This window comes from Clostridium sp. MB05 (genome assembly GCF_046581255.1).
GTDB lineage: Bacteria > Bacillota > Clostridia > Clostridiales > Clostridiaceae > Clostridium.
On the sequence record NZ_CP174370.1, the window covers coordinates 2,416,347 to 2,433,853 of the forward strand.

Below are 17,507 nucleotides of genomic sequence, written 5' to 3' on the forward strand. Positions count from 1 at the left end.
TTAAATAAATATAATTATATAATATACATTCTATATATAAATGATAATTATTGACAATATAAAAAATAATACCTAATATTTCTATAATATTAGGCATTATTTTTTATATTATTTTTTATTTTTATTAATTCTCTTGTATAGTCTTGCATTGTGAATTATGTCCATAAAATCATCTGCCATTTCTAGCAATAAATTACCTTTAATCTTCCTTCTTTTAGAATTCTTTTGGAATCTTTTTGTAAGTTTATTCATTTGTAATACCTCCTAAGATTATACTATACATTCTATAGCTTTCCCTTAAGATAAAAATTTATTATAAATTAATTACAGTATTGCATTAATTATAGAATTTATAAAATCTTCTTTTTTTGAATTTAAGTAATTCCCATAAAAGTCATTGCAATTTTCTATATTTAACTCATTTAATTTTGATAGTATAAAAGCGTCTATATCATTAGAATATCTAGTTTCTATTTCACTTTTAATAGCCCTAAATGACTCAATGCTACCATCTTTTTTATATTTTCTAGTAAGAGAATCTAAATAAGTATTATATTCTTTTATTTTATATACTATTTTTTCAATATATTTCTTCTTATTTTTTATATAATTTTTTTCATATTCTAATTTTATTTTAAGAAGTTCTGAAATAGAATACTTTCTTTCTAAAACTTCTATTGAAGCATATTCATCTTGAAAAGAACTTTGTAATATAAAAAGTGCTAATTCATTATCATTTTTTATATTTTCTAATAATTCATTTCCTCCAACTATTTCAATAGCTTTTCTAAGTTGTTTTATTTTCTCTTCTAAAGTTTTATTATCAATAGTTAACATACTCTTCTCCTTAAATTAAATACTTCTCCTTTGTAATCCATTAATTATTATATAACCTAGAAACTCCATTGTCTATGTATTATTAAATTAAGAATATAATTTCCTAAAGAGTAAAAATCACTATAATATATTGATATAATTTATATCTAAATTATATGTTACATCTTTTCTCTCTACTATAACCTTTATTTTTTCTCTTATTTCTTTATCATTCATAACCTTATCTAAAAGTTCTTTTGTCGGGTTTATTGCATAAGGGATACCAACTGACTTAAACATCGTTATATCACCAGATGTATCTCCATATGCATAACTTTTGCTTAAATCTATATTATATTTTTGTTGTAATTCATTTATAGAACTTAGTTTACTTTCGTGGTCCCACATAGGTATAACTTCTCCACTATACTTATTATTTTCATCTAACTTGTATATTGTTCCTTTATAATCGTCCATATTATATTTCATAGACATTTCCCTAACTAACTCACTAGGTGACCCTGATATGGCAATTACTATGTGCCCTTGCTCTTTATGCCATTTAATTCTTTCTCTGCTAAATGTATATACTCTATCACCCTTTTGTTCTATTACTTTTTTAGCAATATACTCAATATGGTATTTATCTATTCCTTTTATTGCTTCTAAATACACATCAACCATTTTTAATAAGTATGTATCATAATCCCCTTGTCTTTTATCCCACTTTATATATGCTGGTCTTACATCTTTATACCACTTATTTTCACTAACTAATTCATATTTTATTATTTTTTTAAATACCTCAGTAATTAATCCTTCTCTATATATTGTTCCATCAATATCAAAAAATGCTGCTACGTTTTTCATGAAACCCCTCCATTTTATTTTTATATCTATTATATCGTATTTTTTCTAAATTTCCATAATTATTGGTATTATTGTTGGTCTTCTTTTTGTTTTATCATATATATATCTTTCTAAAGACTTTTTGACATTAGTTTTTATTAAATACCATTCTAAAATATTCTTATCTAAACAATTTTGAAGTTCTTCAGTAGCTATTTCCTTTAACTCGTGTATTAATTCTTCTGATTCTTTCACATATACAAAACCTCTAGTTATTATATCAGGCCCTGCAATTATACTATAGCTTTCTCTTTCTATTGTAACAACTATATTTACTAATCCATCTTGTGCTAAATGTTTTCTGTCTCTTAAAACTAATGTTCCTACATCTCCAATACCTAAGCCATCAACTAAAACAACTCCGCTATCAACTTTACCTGATATCGTAGCACAATCATTATTTATCTCTAACACTTCTCCACGTTCAACTATAAAAACATCTTTTGAGTCCATTCCAAGTCTTAAAGCTAAATCCTTATGGTGTTTTAAATGCCTATACTCTCCATGAACAGGCATAAAGTATTTTGGTTTTACTAATCTATGCATAAGTTTAAGTTCTTCACTATATGCATGACCTGAAACATGAACCTCTTCTAAATCTTCATATATGACATTTGCTCCTTTTTTAAATAACTGATTTATAACCTTAGATATTAATTTATCATTACCAGGTATTGGGGCAGCAGAAATAATAAATAAATCATCTTTCTCTATCTTTATTTTTCTATGATTTTCAAAAGCTATTCGCGCTAAAGCTGCCATAGGCTCCCCTTGGCTTCCTGTAGTAATAATAGTTATATTTTCATTAGAATAATTCTTTATATCATCAATTTCTATCAACATATCCTCTGGAATATGAAGATATCCAAGTTCCACTGCAAGCTTTGAAATACTTTCCATACTTCTTCCTGAAAATGCAACTCTTCTGTTATTATCCAAAGAAGCATTTATAATTTGTTGCATTCTATGAATATTAGATGCAAATGTTGCTACAATTATCCTTCCCTTTGCTCCTGTAAAAATTCTTTTAAATGTATTACCTATTGATTTTTCTGACATCGTATGTCCAGATCTTTCTACATTAGTACTATCAGCCAATAATAGGATAACACCTTCTTTTCCTATAGTAGAAATTCTATCAATATCTATAACTTTATTATCTATAGGAGTTAAATCGATTTTAAAGTCACCAGTGTGAAATATTACTCCAATTGGAGTTCTTATTGCTAAACAGCATGATTCAGCAATACTGTGTGTACTTTGAATAAATTCAACGCTTACTTTTTCTAAATGAATTGTTTGGCCTGGATCAACACTTATTAAGTTACTTTTTTCTAGTAAGTCATGCTCTATAAGTTTATTTTTAATAATTGCAAGTGCTATTTTTGTTCCATATATAGGCATATTAAATTGCTTTAATATATATGGAATAGCGCCAATATGATCCTCATGTCCATGAGTAATAAAAATACCCTTAACCTTTTCTTTATTTTGCATTAAATAACTTATATCAGGTATGATTAAATCAACTCCATACATTTCTTCATCTGGAAAACCAATACCACAGTCTACTACTATTATTTCATCTTCAACCTCAATTACTGTAATATTTTTTCCTATTTCTCCAACTCCACCTAAAGGAATAATCTTAACAGATAAATCTTCACTCATTTTAAAAACCTCCTATTCTAATTAAGAATAGTATTTCCAAAATATTAATTTTAAATTATAGTATAAGATTAAATTTTAATAATTTATAGTAAAAAACTATCTTTAGGATAATCTAAAGATAGTTTAAGTTAGTATTAATTATTATAATATAGATTTTCACTTTGATATTCAGGATCACAAGTTATATCTATTCCAAGTCTTCTAAATGTTTGTTCATCATTCGTAGGTATTATTGTTGTTGAGTGTGCTTGACATCCTTTTAGCATAGTTAATTTTTCAAGTGCAACTTGAGCTGTTGGATTAGTTGCTGCACATATACTTAAAGCTATTAATATTTCCTCGCAATTTAAAACTGTATTTTTTATTCCTAAAGTTTTTGATTTTAGATTTTTAATAGGTTCTAATATAACAGGAGATAATAAATGCATATCATCTGATATATTTGCAAGATATTTAATAGAATTTAAAATAACTGCTGCAGAAGCATCCATTACATCTGAACTTTTTCCTGTAACAATTTTTCCATCTTCTAATTCTAAAGCAACTGATGAATATCCTTCACTTTTCTTTTTTAAACTTCTTTGTTTTAATAAATATTCTCTAGCTGGTATTACTACACTTCTATCAGTTTCCTTTAAATTTAGTTCTTCCATTATTAATTTTGATCTATCAGAAGTTTCTTTATCTACATAACCTTTTTTATATTCACAAACAGTTTTAAAATATCTTCTTATTATTTCTTGTCTTGATGCTTCTTTAACAACTTCATCATCTACTATTCCATAACCTACTCTATTTACTCCCATATCAGTAGGTGATTTATAAATTGATTCTTCTCCAGTAATTTTTTCAATTATTCTTTTAAGTACAGGGAAGCTCTCTATATCCCTGTTATAATTTACGGCTACTTTATTATAGGCATCAAAATGAAATGAATCTATCATATTTACATCTTTTAAATCTACAGTTGCAGCTTCATAAGCTATATTTAGTGGGTGCTTTAGTGGAACGTTCCAAACTGGAAATGTTTCAAATTTAGAATATCCTGCAACATTTCCTCTTTTATGTTCATGATATAATTGACTTAAACATGTTGCAAGCTTCCCACTTCCTGGTCCTGGCGCAGTAACAACTACTATAGGCTTAGTAGTTTTTATGTACGGATTTTTTCCATATCCTTCATCACTTACTATAGTGTCAACATCTGTTGGATAACCTTTGGTAGCTTCATGCTTATATACTTTTATTCCTCTACGTTCTAATTTATTTATAAAAACAGTTGTAGCCGGTTGTCCATCGTATCTTGTTATAACAACACTATTTACATCTAACTCATAAGTTCTTAAGTCATCTATTAATCTTAGAACTTCTAAATCATATGTAATACCAAAGTCTCCTCTTATTTTGTTTCTCTCTATATCTCCTGCATAAACACAAATTACTACTTCAACCTTTTCTTTTAACTTTTGAAGAAGTTTTATTTTAGCATTTTCATCAAATCCAGGTAAAACCCTTTTTGCATGTAAATCGAACATAAGTTTCCCACCGAATTCTAAGTATAGTTTATCATAGTTATTTACTCTTTCTAAAATATACTTAGATTGTTCTTCTAAATATTTCTTATGGTCAAATCCTACTTTCATCCTATTGCCTCTTTTCTTTATTTTCTTTATGTTTTTCATTAAGTATTAATTATACATCAAAAAATTTTTTCTTTCTATATTAAATTATATAAAAAAGTCGTCAAGGCGAGCTTGCCGAGCTGTCGACTTTTTTAGCGCATGTGCATTTCCGAAGCTTGCCTGAGGAAAATCTTGCACGCGCACTTTATTCTATTTTTACTCTATGGGCTAACTTTAATAACTTATATGCTATAAATAACTTATCCATAGATTTTAAAAATATAATTTCTTATAGAGTAAAAAACATATGCATATTTTTATTCATATGCATATGCTTATAGGTAATATCATTATTATTTTTCCTTTTATATTACATTCAGGTTTTTTAGGAAGAATTATATTATTTTCTTTTAATACTTCTAAATATGGATCAATAGAATCTATTATTTGTTGATAGTACTCTTCTTGTGCTGATTTTCTTAATAAACTTATACATTTATCATTATCTTCCTTTATCATCATGACCTTCCCAAATACTTTACAAGAACAATGCACTAAATCAAACATATGGGAATGATTACTTAAAAAGTTATTTTCATTTATTGTAAGTATTAAAGATGCACTATCATTTTGAATTAACAAATCATGAGCTCCATTTGCTGTTATAGATTTTCTTAGCCCTTCTAAAAGCTTGCAAATTATACCAAAATTTAAATTTTTTAATTCTTTTTTTTCTAAAAAAGTATTTAAAAAATCTACTCCATAACAGTTAATACTATCAAGTAAAGTATCTATATATATTGGCATGGAAGTTTCTTGAACACACCCATTTATTTGTATATAATCTCCCTCTTTAATTTCACCACTTACTATGGACCTGGAACCAAATTTTTTCACATCTTTACTCTTATGCATTTTATTCAATAAATCATTATGCAGTGTAAATATAGTACTTATCTTCTTTACTTCTTGCTCACTTCTATCAAAATCTCTTCCTTCAAATCCTAGGCTTCGATCTCTTGCATTTTCATAATTATCTTCACAAGTTTTATGTTTACTTTTATATCCTAATATTTTATCTTTTTGATACCTAAACTCTGAACCATTGGACTCTCTATCACCTATTCTAACATTTCCTCCAAATGTTCTATCTTTAATTCTCCTAAAAGTTCTTATATCAATATATCCATTTAATGTTAGTGAATTTAAATTTTTTATTAGTGCTTCATCTAAATATACTAGTAAGTCTAACATTAGCGTCCTCCTAAAGCAATTATATACTTTTACACCATATTATATTAGACTAAACTATTTTTAATAACTTAAGAAATTACTTTTTATTTTTATTTGATAAAATATTTTCTATTTCATTAAGGAGTTCTTTATCACCTTTTTTTAATCTTAACTCTCCATTTTTGTTAGATTCTAGTATCTTCAATATTGTTACTTCATCTTCTAATTCCTTTATTTTTTTATTCAATTTATCTTTATTCTTTTTAGATAAATCTGATGAATAAACTTCACTTCCACAAACTGAACAATTTCCATATAATTTTTCATAAGTTATTTTTCCTATATTAAAATCCTTAGTTTCCATATAACTATTCACTTCAATTGATTGAATCTTATTACATTTTTCACAAAAACATCTATTTTCTAGCATAATTTCACCTCTATTATATTGTACCATATGAAAGTACTGATTATATAATCTTTATATTGTATTTTATTTGATAAACATACTATAAACTAAACTATGATTCTCAAAATTCAAGTGAAATTTTCTTATATTATAAGTATTTTTAAATGTATATTTTTCCATTAATTCTTCTATCAAACTCAGTCCACTCACCTGATTCCAATCCTTCTGATATTATACTTATTTTATTTAATGTTGCATCTACATAATCTGCATAATGTACTATATAAGACTCTAAGGTATTAGGTTCTTTAGGTGAACCAAACTCTGCTTTACCATGATGTTGAACTACTATAGCTTTTAATCTATTTATAAAATTTTCTGAATAAATCTCTTTATTATTACTAAAGGCATCGTCCAGCATCTTTAATCCAATAACTATATGACCTTGAAGCTCACCTTCTAAAGTATATGAAAATGGGCCATCATAATTCATTTCTCTTATTTTTCCTATATCATGAAGTTTTGCACCTAATATAGCTATTTCTTTATTTTTACAATTGTATTTATAAGCAAAGTCTCTTGCAAGAGAAGTTACAGCTAAAGTATGTTCTGCTAACCCTCCAATATAATTATGATGATTAAAAACTCCTCCAATTGCTCTAGTGAACTTATTTAAAAAGTCTTCATTATTAAAAAAATATTCATTTATAGATTTTGCTTCTAAGCTTTTAAATTCTTTTTCACTTATATCATTTAATTCTTTCATTATTTCATTTATTGGACGTTTTACTGAAGGTAAATAATCAGATATATCTATGTCTGAAATTTTTTTAATAAAATTAACCTTAAACTTTGAAGCTAATTTACCTTTTATTAAAATAACATCGCCTACTTTAAGTTCAGTGCCTATATTTTTTATATATGCTTTTACTTCTCCAGAACTATCTCCAATTACTGCAATTAAATTCTCTAAATCATATGAAAGTATTTTTATAATCATAAAAGTACTTTCAACAGTTTGATTTTGTTTTATATCTTTTAAATATAATTTTTTCATATGTATCACCTTACTTATGTTATTATTTCTAGATTATTATTAGCTTATATAAAAAAAAAATTCTAATATAAGAGTTAAATAAAAATATAACTCTTATATTAGATCTTTTAAAAACTTTTCTAGTAATACTCCTTCCCTTCTAGGATAGTCGTATTTCGAACTTTCAATTATGCAATTTCTTGTAAAATTTATTGAAGATTTTACTGATTCAAAAATATCTTTTTTATTAACAATATTAGAAAACAAAACGGATGAAAAAATATCACCTGTACCTGGATAGCTATATGTTTCTTTATTATGAACTATTAATTTAAATTTATTTTGTTCTGAATCATAAACAGCAACTCCTAATTTATCTTCATTAACTGGAACACTGGTAATTATTATAGTTTTTGCACCTACTGACGCTAATTCAATACAAATTTTATAAATATCATTATCACTTACTTTATTTTTGTATTGATTTCTTGATAATAAACATGCTTCAGTATAATTTGGAGTTATAATATTAGCAAATTTAATAAAAGTTCTTATATTATCTACATAACTACTGTCAAAATTAGAATACAACTTGCCATCATCTCCACAAATTGGGTCAAATAAAATTGGAATATCATTTTTATCTCCAAAGTTATTTATAAAATTAATACTATTATGTAAGTTCTCTTCATTTCCTAAATAACCAATGAATATTCCATTAAACTTTATATCTAAAATTTTATAATGATTTATTAATTCATAAAAAAAATTATTCATATTTTGTATTGCAGGTGTTCCAAACCCACCAGTGTGAGTAGAAAGAGTTAATGTTGGTATTGGACATACTTCTAAACCTGAAACACTTAAAATAGGAACTATATTAGTTAACGCTGCCTTACCTAAAACACATAAATCATGAATAACAGCTACTCTCTTTATAGGTTTATTCATAATAAAACCTCCTATCTTAGATTATATTAGTCTTTGAGACAATTTTTTTTATGGCTGTAGCTAAAGGTACTGCTATAATTATTGCTATAGTGGTTGTTGTTATTGATGTAACTAAAGAAGCTATTGCATTGCCTAATGTCATTCCAAAAATAAATAAATTAGCTAGGAAGTATCCCACTAATGATATTATGCCACCAGATATAAATGCAATTATATTACATTTTAAACTTTCACCATTTCTTTTCTTTGAAAATGATATTTTACCTGCTACATATCCAGTTAAACCCTTTATTATAAATGTTGGGATTGTCCATACAGCAAAATCACTTAACAAGTCAAATAATGCACATCCAATTCCCCCTGCTAATCCAGCATCCTTTCCAACTAACACTGCAGCTATAAATATGGCTGTAGTCCCTAAGTGAATCATTGATGTGCTAGTTCCTATAGGTATTCTTATATTAATAAATGTACCTACGTAGCATAATGCAGCTAATAAAGAAATTACTATTAATCTTTTTGTATTAAATTTCATATTTAAATCTCCTAACCTTAAACTATTTTTTATAATAACCTAATAGAATTAATTTATCTTTCATATTTATGGTAAATTTATTAACACAATAAGTCAAATGTATCGTTACAATTTATAAATAATAATAAAAGGATGCATAATGCACCCTTTTATTATTATTTTACTACCAACAGCCGCCTAGCAATAATATCCATAATAATGGGAAACAGCCGCCACATCCAAATCCGCCACCGAATCCGCCGCCGAATCCACCGCCGAATCCTCCACAGCAACAATCTCTTCTAACGCAGCAACAATTTCTTCTACTACAACAATTACTCCTACAACAGCTAGTACAACAAGATCTTCTTGACATGTTTATCAACTCCTACTCTTTGGTTTATTACATTCTATTCATTATATATTGCTTATGTTCTGTTATATTTTTTATATTTTTTATTATCATTTACGAGTATATTATTTAAATGTACACTTACTAGTTTTTATGATAAAATATATATAAGGAGGTTGTTCTATGGAAAAAAGAAATAGACTTGTGGCGCCTAGAAATGTAGTAAATACAAAAATGCTTTATAGTTTTTATATATTAAAGGAGTTATCAAAAGGAAATGTTATATTTGGTAATAGAGTCCTTGAAGAGTTTAGAAATAGATTTTCTGAAACCTCGTTGCCATTTCCAGTTTCATCAAGTACCATATATGAAACACTCTATGATTTAGAATTAAAAGGATATGTCAAAAGTAATTGGACAGGAGATGAATTTCTAAATAAAAGAAGTAAAAAGATATATTCAATAACAGATAGTGGAATTGAATATTACAAATATCATATTTCTGACTACATTGATAATTTAAATAAAACTAAATCTACTTTAGATATAATGATAGAAATGCTGATGAAATAATCAGCATTTTTTAATGCCTAGAAATTATAAAAGTTTAAAGCTTTAAAAATGTTATTATATAAGGCTTTTAATAATTAAAAGTGGACATATGTAAGTTTACTTATTCCGTCGCTCCGCTCCAAGTCAACGCAAACTTACATATGTCCACTTTCTTACTCTATATGAAATTATATTTTTAGGTTCTGTTAGGGTAAAATGTTGATATGAAAGTCACCTCATTACTAATTCACTAGTATTTGAATAATGATACTATAGTCCTAAATCTTAAAATAGTTATCAATAATAAATTTAGAAATATAATTTCCTAAAAAGTAAAAAAATTAAGGGTAAATACCTATTTACCCTTAATAATATTTAGAGCTTAAATCCCTTAAAAAACATTCCTTACAACAATATATATTTAAATTATCTTTATTTATATATGCAACTTTAATATTAATATCACTATTACAATATATACAGTTTGCTAATAACTCATTAGTATTTTCCTCTTCAAAATCTTCAATGTTAATTTTCTCTATTAATTCCCTTAAGAGATTCATTATGATTCCTCACTTATATAATATAATAGTAATTATTATGATATATAAGCATTTTTTATGAATGAATATTTTAATTAATTATAGTAAGTCATTATCTCTTGCGATTTTTAAGTATTCTTGTATTGAATATTCATTACAATAAAATAAAGGGAATTTCAAATTATAATTTCCCCATAACGTTATTGGTCCTTTAGTAAAGTAGAAAGTTATAAAAAACAATTCCTTAACACAAAGCTTCGTTAATAATTTTATATATCTCTTATCAGTTATTTCAAAAAATATATCTTCTTCACTACCTTCATTTAAGATATTATGAAATAGCTCCTTTTCATCATAATTAAGATAAGATTCTATATATTTAATACTATCTGAATTTAACTTGTTTTTATAAAAATCAATTATTAATTTATCTTTATCAGAATTTAAATAAAAAAAATCTTCTAATGTATTAATAAAATCATTTTCTATATTGATTTGGCTTTTATTTTTCCTAGGATAAAGCTCAACATATTTATAATTATCAAAACCCTCTAAAATATTTTCAAATTTTAACTTTATAACCATGTTAAATTCGTTCTTTTTTATTGCTTTGATTCCCATATTTCCCTCACTAATTAAGTTATTTTATCCCATTCATTAAGCTGCTGTCTTACTTTACTCATTAAGGAATTCAGACTTTTAGTTTCTATTTCTGCAACTTCATTTAAAGTATTATTTCTTATTACTTGCCTATATTTTAATACCTTATTATGATTATCATTCCATACCTCTATTATTTTTCCCTTTTGTATTTCCATAGCTTATCTCCTTATAAAGACTTGTTATAAATTAAACTTTAAAGATACCTTTCATATTTCCAACTGCATCACTATAACAAATACCTACCTTATCTTTAGTAATTTTCCCTTTTTCAAATAAATATGCATTGTAATAACTTGTATCATTTAATATATCTCTAATTATATAAATTGCTAAAATATCTTTTTTTATGCCTGTAATCGATGTTGCAATTATATTATTAAGATAATCTATTCTTGTCTTGGAAGATGTTTCTATTATTTGGATATACACACAATTTGGATTTTCTTTTACTTTATTCAATAAATTTTGTATTGCAGATAAATCATTTTCTAAATCGTTCTCTCTAAATAACTGTAACTTAGTTACTCCAGATGCCATCTTATTAAAATCATTATCTTTCCATGAAAGTTCAATTTTATTAGAAGCTATTTTGTCATTTTCATTTAGTCCCTTATAAATAACTGAATAACCTAATAATTGCCCTAACATTATAAAATATCTCGTTTCTTGCTTGACTATATAAAACTTAATACTATCCTTTTTTAAATTAAAATTTATATAATTTTTTATAAACCCATTAAATACATTCATTAAATCAAAATCTAACATTTTATCACCTTATTTCAATTTATATATGTGTATTTTAACATTTATCGCTATAATGGTAAACCTAATTAAGATAATCTTAATTTTATGTCTAATGTATTGAAAATACTAACTTTTAAGCATAGCTATCTCTTTTTTGAGGAATCTTCAATGTCACAACTGCTCCGGTTTCCTTTCCATTCTCAATTAAAAAGCTTCCATTATGAGCCTCTAATATGCTTTTAACAATAATTAATCCTAATCCATGATTTTTCTTTTCTTTATTATAAAAAGTATTTTCATTATTTATCTTATTGATTTTTTCCTCTGAGATACCACATCCATTATCTGAAATTATTATAGTAACATAAGAATCTTTATCTACCTTTGGAACAGTAACTGTTATATTATAGCCTTCTTTATTATGCTTTACACTATTTATTATTAAATTTATTATGGCTCTTAAAATCAAATCTTTATCTGCAAGAATAGTAGCACTTTCATCTTCTATAAGTATATCAATACTAGAGCTTTTAATAACATTACTATTTATACAATTAGCTATTGCTTCTCTTACTAAATCACCTACTCTTAATTTCTCTATCTTTAATGGCTGCATATTGTATTGTAATGATGTTGCAAGATTTAAGTTTGTAACAAGTTCTTTTATTCTTATAGAGTTTTCAGTTATGATTTTCGCTTGTTCCCTTGTTTCTTTAGACAGCTCATTATCTTCATCAATCATTGATGAATATCCTAAAATCATAGATAAAGGTGTTCTAACATCATGTGAAATTGATGCAATCCAGCTTTCAATAGCATTATTTCGAAGTTTTATTTTATTATTTTTATCTATAATTATTTTTGATGTTTCATTTATACTTTTTGCTAAATCCTTATATATTCCTTTTTCACTTAATAATACTTCTTTTTCTTCCTTTAATGAAAATACTGCTTTTATTAATTTAGTTAGTGGCTTATTTAATACCTTAACTAAAACTATAGATAAGATAACAGTAACCCCTATATTAAGTAAAATTATATATAAAAAACTAGTTAATTTAGAGTCTTTAAAATTTGATGGTATAAAAAAATTATATTTTTCTATAGAATTTTTAGGATATCCTAGTATAACTAGATTCTCATCACTTTCCCACAAAAAAACTGGATAATCATTTAAATAGCTCTTAGATAGTACTGCAATATCTTTTATCGAATAATAATTTCCTATATCTTTTGGTTTATTATTGCTATAAATAACTTCACCACTTGGACTTATAAGTTGTACCCATATATCATTGTTTTTTATTATTTCTGAAGTTTTATCAGATAACTCATTTTTGTTCTCACTTAATTCCTTTGCAATATCTTCTACTAATTTAGTTGGCTCTTTTATATAGGAACTATAACGAGTAAAATAAATAATACTACCATAATTTAATGCAATTATTATTGAGACAACTAAAACAATTGTAGCTATATATCTTAAAATAAACTTTAATGAACTATTTTTCATAATAATCACCTGTTATTTATTATTAAGCTGTATCCAAGGCCTTTAACTGTAATAAGAGCTTTAGGTTTAGAAGGATTTTCTTCTATCTTTTCACGAATATGCCTTATATGTACCATCAGTGTATTTTCATAACCATATGAATCATCTTCCCAAGCCTTTTCACAAAGCACATTACTAGTTACTATTTTATTTGCATTTTCATATAAAACAGTTAAAATAGCGTGCTCCTTAGCAGTTAAATAAAACTTTTCATTATCTTTTACTACTTCAGCTTTTCCTAAATCAATCGTTGATGAATTAAGATATATAATTGGCAATTCTTCTTTTAAATTCTTAGAATATGTTCTTTTTAATATTGCATTTAACCTTAAAGTAAGTTCTCTTGGTAAAAATGGCTTTACTATATAATCATCAGCTCCAAGTCCTAAGCCTAAAAGCTTGTCCTCTGCTTCTCCTCTTGCAGTAAGGAATAATACTGGTATTTCACAGTACTTCTTAAATTCATTAAAAAGTGAAAATCCATCTCCATCTGGCAACATAACATCAAGAATTGCAATATCAGGATTATTATTAATTAATTTATTCATTGCTTCTTCACAAGACTTAGCTGTATATATATCATTAAAACCATCTTTTTTAAATATGGTTTCTAGCATTTCTAACAATTGAGGCTCATCATCTACAATTAATATCTTTTTTTTCTTAATTGAATACATAATTCTTATCTCCCTTTTTAATATTTCTCATTATATCATATTAATTTTATACAACTTAAGCTTATATGAAATTTAAGGTTGCCTTAAGGTAGTATATAGCTTATCTTAACATTCTATTGATAGACTAAATTAACTTGAAAATTTAAATTAATATATTTGGGATGGTGAAGTAAATGAAAAAAATATTAAAAAAGATATTAAAATTTACTAAGTTTAGCATAATTGCTGCTATAGCTCTTTTTATAATTTTTATTTCTGTATCTGTTATAAATAATAAAATACAATTAAAGAAAGAATCTAAGATTTTAAACCCTCCTGGCAAACTTGTAGAAGTAAATAATAAAAATATCCATGTATACTCTGAAGGCGTAGGTGATTTAACCTGTGTATTTATGTCTGGATTAGGTAACGTTGCACCAGAAATAGACTTAAAGCCCTTATATAAAGAAATGTCTAATGAATATAGAATAGCTATTGTAGATAGATCGGGTTATGGCTTTAGCGAAAGTTCAAATAGTCCTCGAGATATTGATACTATTTTAGATGAAACAAGAAAATCTTTAACCTTAGCTGGTGAAAAACCTCCATATGTTTTATTTCCTCATTCTATATCTGGATTAGAAGCAATATATTGGGCACAAAAATACCCAAGTGAAGTTAAGGCTATAATTGGACTTGATATTGGATTCCCAGAAGGGTATTTAATGGAAAGTGAAAGAATGAAATCAAACTTATCTATAATGAAAGTCCAATGTCTTTTTGCTAAACTTGGAGTTCATAGGTTTTTACCTTCTCTTAGTCTTGATGAGAGCGTTTTAAATTCAAATCTTATTTCAGAAGATGATAAAGAAATATATAAAGCTCTAACATATAAAAATTTATCTTCTAATGATATAATTAATGAATTTGCTTTATTAATAGATAACTCAAATAAATCCAATAGTCTAGATTTACCTAGCAAAACGCCTATTTGCATTTTTCTTGCTACTCCTTTAACAGAAGAAGAGAGATTAGAAAAGAAGGATTTTATAGAAGGAAGATTTAAATATTACAATGATTATATATCTAAATTTGAAAAAGGAGAATTAATTACTTATGAAGCTAAACATTCTATATATTTATATTCTCCTGAAAATATTGCAAACAAAAGTAAAGATTTTTTAAAAAGTATAGATAACTAATAAAAAAGTGGACATCTGTAAGTTTACTTATTCCGTCACTTCACTCCAAGTCAACACAAACTTGCATATATCCACTTATAAACTAAAGTTAAGGACAGTATAAAACAAATCTACTTTTTAGCATTGAATTACTAAAAATTATTTTTGATAAAAATAATAAAACACCTACCTAAGTAAGTGTTTTATATAAATATTATTTAATTTCCAAAGTACCAAACTCTATAAAATTGTCTTTATAAAGATGAGGATATTTTTTTTGTATATCACTTTTAGACATACCTTTTGTAGCATCTTCCATTGCAGCTCCTAAATCACTGTAATCTTTAAGATTATATTTTAAATTTATTTTATCTAAATTCAAGCTCTTTTCTACTGGAATCTTAACTTTTGCCTCAAAAGAATATTTAGATGGCACCTGCTCATTGTTTAGTTTATCTGTAACTATTATGTCTTTAAATTCATAACCATCTGCTGCTGTTGCATACCATCCAGTTTGAAATAACTTTACAGCTTTATCAGTAGTATTTTCAACTTTTAAGTCAATAACAACATAATCATAATCAGATACCTTTTTAGCAGTTAATCCTGTTTGAAAATATTCTCCCTTTTCATTATAGGACATATCTGCATTCATATCACCTATAGGTGCTTCTTTTGAAACTTTTAATACTGTGTACTTTAATCCATCTAAAGACTTTTCATTTGTAGATTCTTGTTTTTCATTGCTGACTTTAGTATCACTTTCCTTTGGCCCCTCATTCTTTGTTTTAGCACTACATGAAATAAGGCCTATACTTGCAATTAAAGCTATAATTAAAACGTATATTTTTCTCATAATTTACCTCCATAAAATATATTTTAAAGCATTTTACATCTAAATGTTTGTAATAAAGCTTTTATTATCGTTTCTCATTTTCTGGCAATATTTTTCAAAAGGTATCCACTCCAAAGTTGTAGATAGATTTATCCTCTTTTTCTTTAATTATATTTTCTATTTTCTCTCTGTCTAGAAGTTCCATAAATAACATAAATCCTATCAAATCTGGTAAAACCTTATTGATAAATTTAGAATCATCTACAAACTCTGATTTATTTCTATTCTTTCCTTTATGACTATGTATATCTATGAATAGGTCCCATTTTAAACACAAGCATGCTACTATAAAAAATATTATACTAGGTACTGCTAATAGGATATTACCTACAACACCTAATATAGGATATCCTTGTGTACCTTTAGATTCTAAATACTTTATAGTAGGTTTTAATACTACGGCTATAATACCTATCCCCTTCCAGCGTATACAATTAAAACACTTACTTATACCATTACTAAACTTCTTCATCTGATTTGACCTCTCAATAATAATTTACTTCTTTTAATCTAGGAAATAGTACTGAAAACTTCTTATCTTCCGTGATTTGATTAATAGTGTACTAAATTCATAAATCATGAAAACTAACCTTTAATTTACTTCTGTATTAAATTATACCATTTTCATAATTAGAAGTACATGTAATATTGACTTTTTACAGACTTCATGAAATTTCTGGAACTAGTCAATGTGAAACCAATATCTCCCTATAAAACGCCAAAAATTTATACTTTCTTATAATATATAAAAGGTTTATTGAAATATAAAAAAGAGCCCTGTTAAGAGCTCATTTCTTATTTAACTTTTCATCAATAAACTTATTATACTGATTTAATGCTGCATTTAATACCTTGCTCGCTGCTACTACTTCCTGATCAACTAAATTCCCCTGTTTTTCGTTTATTAAACGCTCTAGTTGTTCCCTTAATATATCTATATCCTTTAATAATTCATCTAACTCAGACATACTAACACCTCCTTAATTAGTATTAACTACGAAAGTGTTTTTAATCCTTTTGGTATATAATTTTAATTAATTTAATATTGTTACTATATATTTCTATCTAATATATCATATAAATTGGAATTTAGCGAATAGATTTAAAGTTTTACGAGCAAATTAAAAAATCAACAGAATTGTTTTCTTTTGTTATTTTAGTTGTGACGATGACTATCAATTTTTATGCTATTAAGTAGATACTTTA

The 17,507-nt window shown here is 25.8% G+C and carries 22 protein-coding genes; 2 read left to right on the forward strand and 20 right to left on the reverse strand.

The window, feature by feature from the left end; translation table 11 throughout:
• Positions 1–108: 108 nt before the first annotated feature.
• The 11 genes from ACH36K_RS11235 to ACH36K_RS11285 all read right to left on the reverse strand — a co-directional run bounded on the left by ACH36K_RS11235 (position 109) and on the right by ACH36K_RS11285 (position 9,537).
• On the reverse strand, positions 109–252 hold the full coding sequence (locus ACH36K_RS11235; RefSeq protein WP_411167719.1) for a hypothetical protein: 144 nt from the start codon (positions 250–252) through the stop codon (positions 109–111).
• Positions 253–324: 72 nt separating this feature from the next.
• Complete coding sequence (locus ACH36K_RS11240) at positions 325–837, reverse strand: hypothetical protein (RefSeq protein ID WP_411167720.1); 513 nt, start codon at positions 835–837, stop codon at positions 325–327.
• A gap of 120 nt (positions 838–957) precedes the next feature.
• Complete coding sequence (locus ACH36K_RS11245; RefSeq protein ID WP_411167721.1) at positions 958–1,686, reverse strand: HAD-IB family hydrolase; 729 nt, start codon at positions 1,684–1,686, stop codon at positions 958–960.
• 45 nt (positions 1,687–1,731) lie between these two features.
• Positions 1,732–3,396, reverse strand: coding sequence for a ribonuclease J (locus tag ACH36K_RS11250; RefSeq protein ID WP_411167722.1), 1,665 nt, complete (start codon positions 3,394–3,396; stop codon positions 1,732–1,734).
• Between the two features lie 134 nt (positions 3,397–3,530).
• Positions 3,531–5,039 (reverse strand): DUF1846 domain-containing protein, encoded by a 1,509-nt coding sequence (locus ACH36K_RS11255; protein ID WP_411167723.1) that lies wholly within the window; start codon positions 5,037–5,039, stop codon positions 3,531–3,533.
• A gap of 300 nt (positions 5,040–5,339) precedes the next feature.
• Positions 5,340–6,272, reverse strand: coding sequence for a hypothetical protein (locus tag ACH36K_RS11260; protein ID WP_411167724.1), 933 nt, complete (start codon positions 6,270–6,272; stop codon positions 5,340–5,342).
• Between the two features lie 76 nt (positions 6,273–6,348).
• A complete protein-coding gene (locus ACH36K_RS11265; RefSeq protein ID WP_411167725.1) occupies positions 6,349–6,681 on the reverse strand; it encodes a hypothetical protein in 333 nt (110 codons plus the stop codon).
• A gap of 139 nt (positions 6,682–6,820) precedes the next feature.
• Positions 6,821–7,717, reverse strand: coding sequence for an HD domain-containing protein (locus ACH36K_RS11270; RefSeq protein ID WP_411167726.1), 897 nt, complete (start codon positions 7,715–7,717; stop codon positions 6,821–6,823).
• A 93-nt stretch (positions 7,718–7,810) separates the two neighbouring features.
• Positions 7,811–8,647, reverse strand: a complete 837-nt coding sequence (locus ACH36K_RS11275) for a pyridoxamine kinase (RefSeq protein ID WP_411167727.1) — start codon at positions 8,645–8,647, stop codon at positions 7,811–7,813.
• 16 nt (positions 8,648–8,663) lie between these two features.
• Positions 8,664–9,182, reverse strand: a complete 519-nt coding sequence (locus ACH36K_RS11280) for an ECF transporter S component (protein WP_411167728.1) — start codon at positions 9,180–9,182, stop codon at positions 8,664–8,666.
• A 163-nt stretch (positions 9,183–9,345) separates the two neighbouring features.
• Positions 9,346–9,537, reverse strand: coding sequence for a hypothetical protein (locus tag ACH36K_RS11285; protein WP_411167729.1), 192 nt, complete (start codon positions 9,535–9,537; stop codon positions 9,346–9,348).
• 159 nt (positions 9,538–9,696) lie between these two features.
• Between ACH36K_RS11285 and ACH36K_RS11290 the strand changes: the two genes are divergently transcribed.
• Positions 9,697–10,086, forward strand: a complete 390-nt coding sequence (locus ACH36K_RS11290) for a PadR family transcriptional regulator (protein ID WP_411167730.1) — start codon at positions 9,697–9,699, stop codon at positions 10,084–10,086.
• A gap of 344 nt (positions 10,087–10,430) precedes the next feature.
• Here ACH36K_RS11290 and ACH36K_RS11295 read toward each other — a convergent pair whose 3' ends face one another.
• From ACH36K_RS11295 to ACH36K_RS11320, 6 genes are all read right to left on the reverse strand, one after another.
• Entirely contained in the window at positions 10,431–10,628 is a 198-nt protein-coding gene (locus ACH36K_RS11295) for a hypothetical protein (protein WP_322379306.1), read from the reverse strand.
• A gap of 78 nt (positions 10,629–10,706) precedes the next feature.
• Positions 10,707–11,228 carry a hypothetical protein gene (locus ACH36K_RS11300; RefSeq protein WP_411167731.1) on the reverse strand — a complete coding sequence of 174 codons (522 nt, stop codon included), beginning with the start codon at positions 11,226–11,228 and terminating at the stop codon, positions 10,707–10,709.
• Between the two features lie 14 nt (positions 11,229–11,242).
• The gene (locus ACH36K_RS11305) at positions 11,243–11,425 is read right to left on the reverse strand and encodes a hypothetical protein (RefSeq protein ID WP_411167732.1); all 183 of its coding nucleotides are present in this window, start codon (positions 11,423–11,425) and stop codon (positions 11,243–11,245) included.
• A 31-nt stretch (positions 11,426–11,456) separates the two neighbouring features.
• Positions 11,457–12,038, reverse strand: a complete 582-nt coding sequence (locus ACH36K_RS11310) for a hypothetical protein (RefSeq protein ID WP_411167733.1) — start codon at positions 12,036–12,038, stop codon at positions 11,457–11,459.
• Positions 12,039–12,150: 112 nt separating this feature from the next.
• Positions 12,151–13,530 (reverse strand): sensor histidine kinase, encoded by a 1,380-nt coding sequence (locus tag ACH36K_RS11315; protein ID WP_411167734.1) that lies wholly within the window; start codon positions 13,528–13,530, stop codon positions 12,151–12,153.
• Between the two features lie 5 nt (positions 13,531–13,535).
• Complete coding sequence (locus ACH36K_RS11320) at positions 13,536–14,246, reverse strand: response regulator transcription factor (protein WP_411167735.1); 711 nt, start codon at positions 14,244–14,246, stop codon at positions 13,536–13,538.
• Between the two features lie 173 nt (positions 14,247–14,419).
• On the opposite strand from ACH36K_RS11320, the gene ACH36K_RS11325 reads away from it, so the two are divergent.
• The gene (locus tag ACH36K_RS11325; RefSeq protein ID WP_411167736.1) at positions 14,420–15,427 is read left to right on the forward strand and encodes an alpha/beta fold hydrolase; all 1,008 of its coding nucleotides are present in this window, start codon (positions 14,420–14,422) and stop codon (positions 15,425–15,427) included.
• A gap of 193 nt (positions 15,428–15,620) precedes the next feature.
• Here ACH36K_RS11325 and ACH36K_RS11330 read toward each other — a convergent pair whose 3' ends face one another.
• From ACH36K_RS11330 to ACH36K_RS11340, 3 genes are all read right to left on the reverse strand, one after another.
• Complete coding sequence (locus ACH36K_RS11330) at positions 15,621–16,262, reverse strand: hypothetical protein (RefSeq protein ID WP_411167737.1); 642 nt, start codon at positions 16,260–16,262, stop codon at positions 15,621–15,623.
• A gap of 94 nt (positions 16,263–16,356) precedes the next feature.
• Positions 16,357–16,773: a hypothetical protein gene (locus ACH36K_RS11335; protein WP_411167738.1), complete on the reverse strand. Its 417-nt coding sequence runs from the start codon at positions 16,771–16,773 to the stop codon at positions 16,357–16,359.
• Between the two features lie 316 nt (positions 16,774–17,089).
• Positions 17,090–17,269, reverse strand: coding sequence for a Spo0E family sporulation regulatory protein-aspartic acid phosphatase (locus tag ACH36K_RS11340; protein ID WP_411167739.1), 180 nt, complete (start codon positions 17,267–17,269; stop codon positions 17,090–17,092).
• Positions 17,270–17,507 lie beyond the last annotated feature (238 nt).

Excerpts from the sequence above, each read along its gene's own strand:
- ACH36K_RS11320 (WP_411167735.1), bottom strand. The coding sequence starts at position 14,246 with ATGTATTCAATTAAGAAAAAAAAGATATTAATTGTAGATGATGAGCCT.
- ACH36K_RS11285 (WP_411167729.1), bottom strand. The coding sequence starts at position 9,537 with ATGTCAAGAAGATCTTGTTGTACTAGCTGTTGTAGGAGTAATTGTTGT.
- ACH36K_RS11305 (WP_411167732.1), bottom strand. The coding sequence starts at position 11,425 with ATGGAAATACAAAAGGGAAAAATAATAGAGGTATGGAATGATAATCAT.
- ACH36K_RS11340 (WP_411167739.1), bottom strand. The coding sequence starts at position 17,269 with ATGTCTGAGTTAGATGAATTATTAAAGGATATAGATATATTAAGGGAA.
- ACH36K_RS11290 (WP_411167730.1), top strand. The coding sequence starts at position 9,697 with ATGGAAAAAAGAAATAGACTTGTGGCGCCTAGAAATGTAGTAAATACA.
- ACH36K_RS11270 (WP_411167726.1), bottom strand. The coding sequence starts at position 7,717 with ATGAAAAAATTATATTTAAAAGATATAAAACAAAATCAAACTGTTGAA.
- ACH36K_RS11255 (WP_411167723.1), bottom strand. The coding sequence starts at position 5,039 with ATGAAAGTAGGATTTGACCATAAGAAATATTTAGAAGAACAATCTAAG.
- ACH36K_RS11275 (WP_411167727.1), bottom strand. The coding sequence starts at position 8,647 with ATGAATAAACCTATAAAGAGAGTAGCTGTTATTCATGATTTATGTGTT.
- ACH36K_RS11325 (WP_411167736.1), top strand. The coding sequence starts at position 14,420 with ATGAAAAAAATATTAAAAAAGATATTAAAATTTACTAAGTTTAGCATA.
- ACH36K_RS11265 (WP_411167725.1), bottom strand. The coding sequence starts at position 6,681 with ATGCTAGAAAATAGATGTTTTTGTGAAAAATGTAATAAGATTCAATCA.
- ACH36K_RS11260 (WP_411167724.1), bottom strand. The coding sequence starts at position 6,272 with ATGTTAGACTTACTAGTATATTTAGATGAAGCACTAATAAAAAATTTA.
- ACH36K_RS11250 (WP_411167722.1), bottom strand. The coding sequence starts at position 3,396 with ATGAGTGAAGATTTATCTGTTAAGATTATTCCTTTAGGTGGAGTTGGA.
- ACH36K_RS11280 (WP_411167728.1), bottom strand. The coding sequence starts at position 9,182 with ATGAAATTTAATACAAAAAGATTAATAGTAATTTCTTTATTAGCTGCA.
- ACH36K_RS11245 (WP_411167721.1), bottom strand. The coding sequence starts at position 1,686 with ATGAAAAACGTAGCAGCATTTTTTGATATTGATGGAACAATATATAGA.
- ACH36K_RS11330 (WP_411167737.1), bottom strand. The coding sequence starts at position 16,262 with ATGAGAAAAATATACGTTTTAATTATAGCTTTAATTGCAAGTATAGGC.
- ACH36K_RS11315 (WP_411167734.1), bottom strand. The coding sequence starts at position 13,530 with ATGAAAAATAGTTCATTAAAGTTTATTTTAAGATATATAGCTACAATT.
- ACH36K_RS11235 (WP_411167719.1), bottom strand. The coding sequence starts at position 252 with ATGAATAAACTTACAAAAAGATTCCAAAAGAATTCTAAAAGAAGGAAG.
- ACH36K_RS11295 (WP_322379306.1), bottom strand. The coding sequence starts at position 10,628 with ATGAATCTCTTAAGGGAATTAATAGAGAAAATTAACATTGAAGATTTT.
- ACH36K_RS11310 (WP_411167733.1), bottom strand. The coding sequence starts at position 12,038 with ATGTTAGATTTTGATTTAATGAATGTATTTAATGGGTTTATAAAAAAT.
- ACH36K_RS11300 (WP_411167731.1), bottom strand. The coding sequence starts at position 11,228 with ATGGGAATCAAAGCAATAAAAAAGAACGAATTTAACATGGTTATAAAG.
- ACH36K_RS11240 (WP_411167720.1), bottom strand. The coding sequence starts at position 837 with ATGTTAACTATTGATAATAAAACTTTAGAAGAGAAAATAAAACAACTT.
- ACH36K_RS11335 (WP_411167738.1), bottom strand. The coding sequence starts at position 16,773 with ATGAAGAAGTTTAGTAATGGTATAAGTAAGTGTTTTAATTGTATACGC.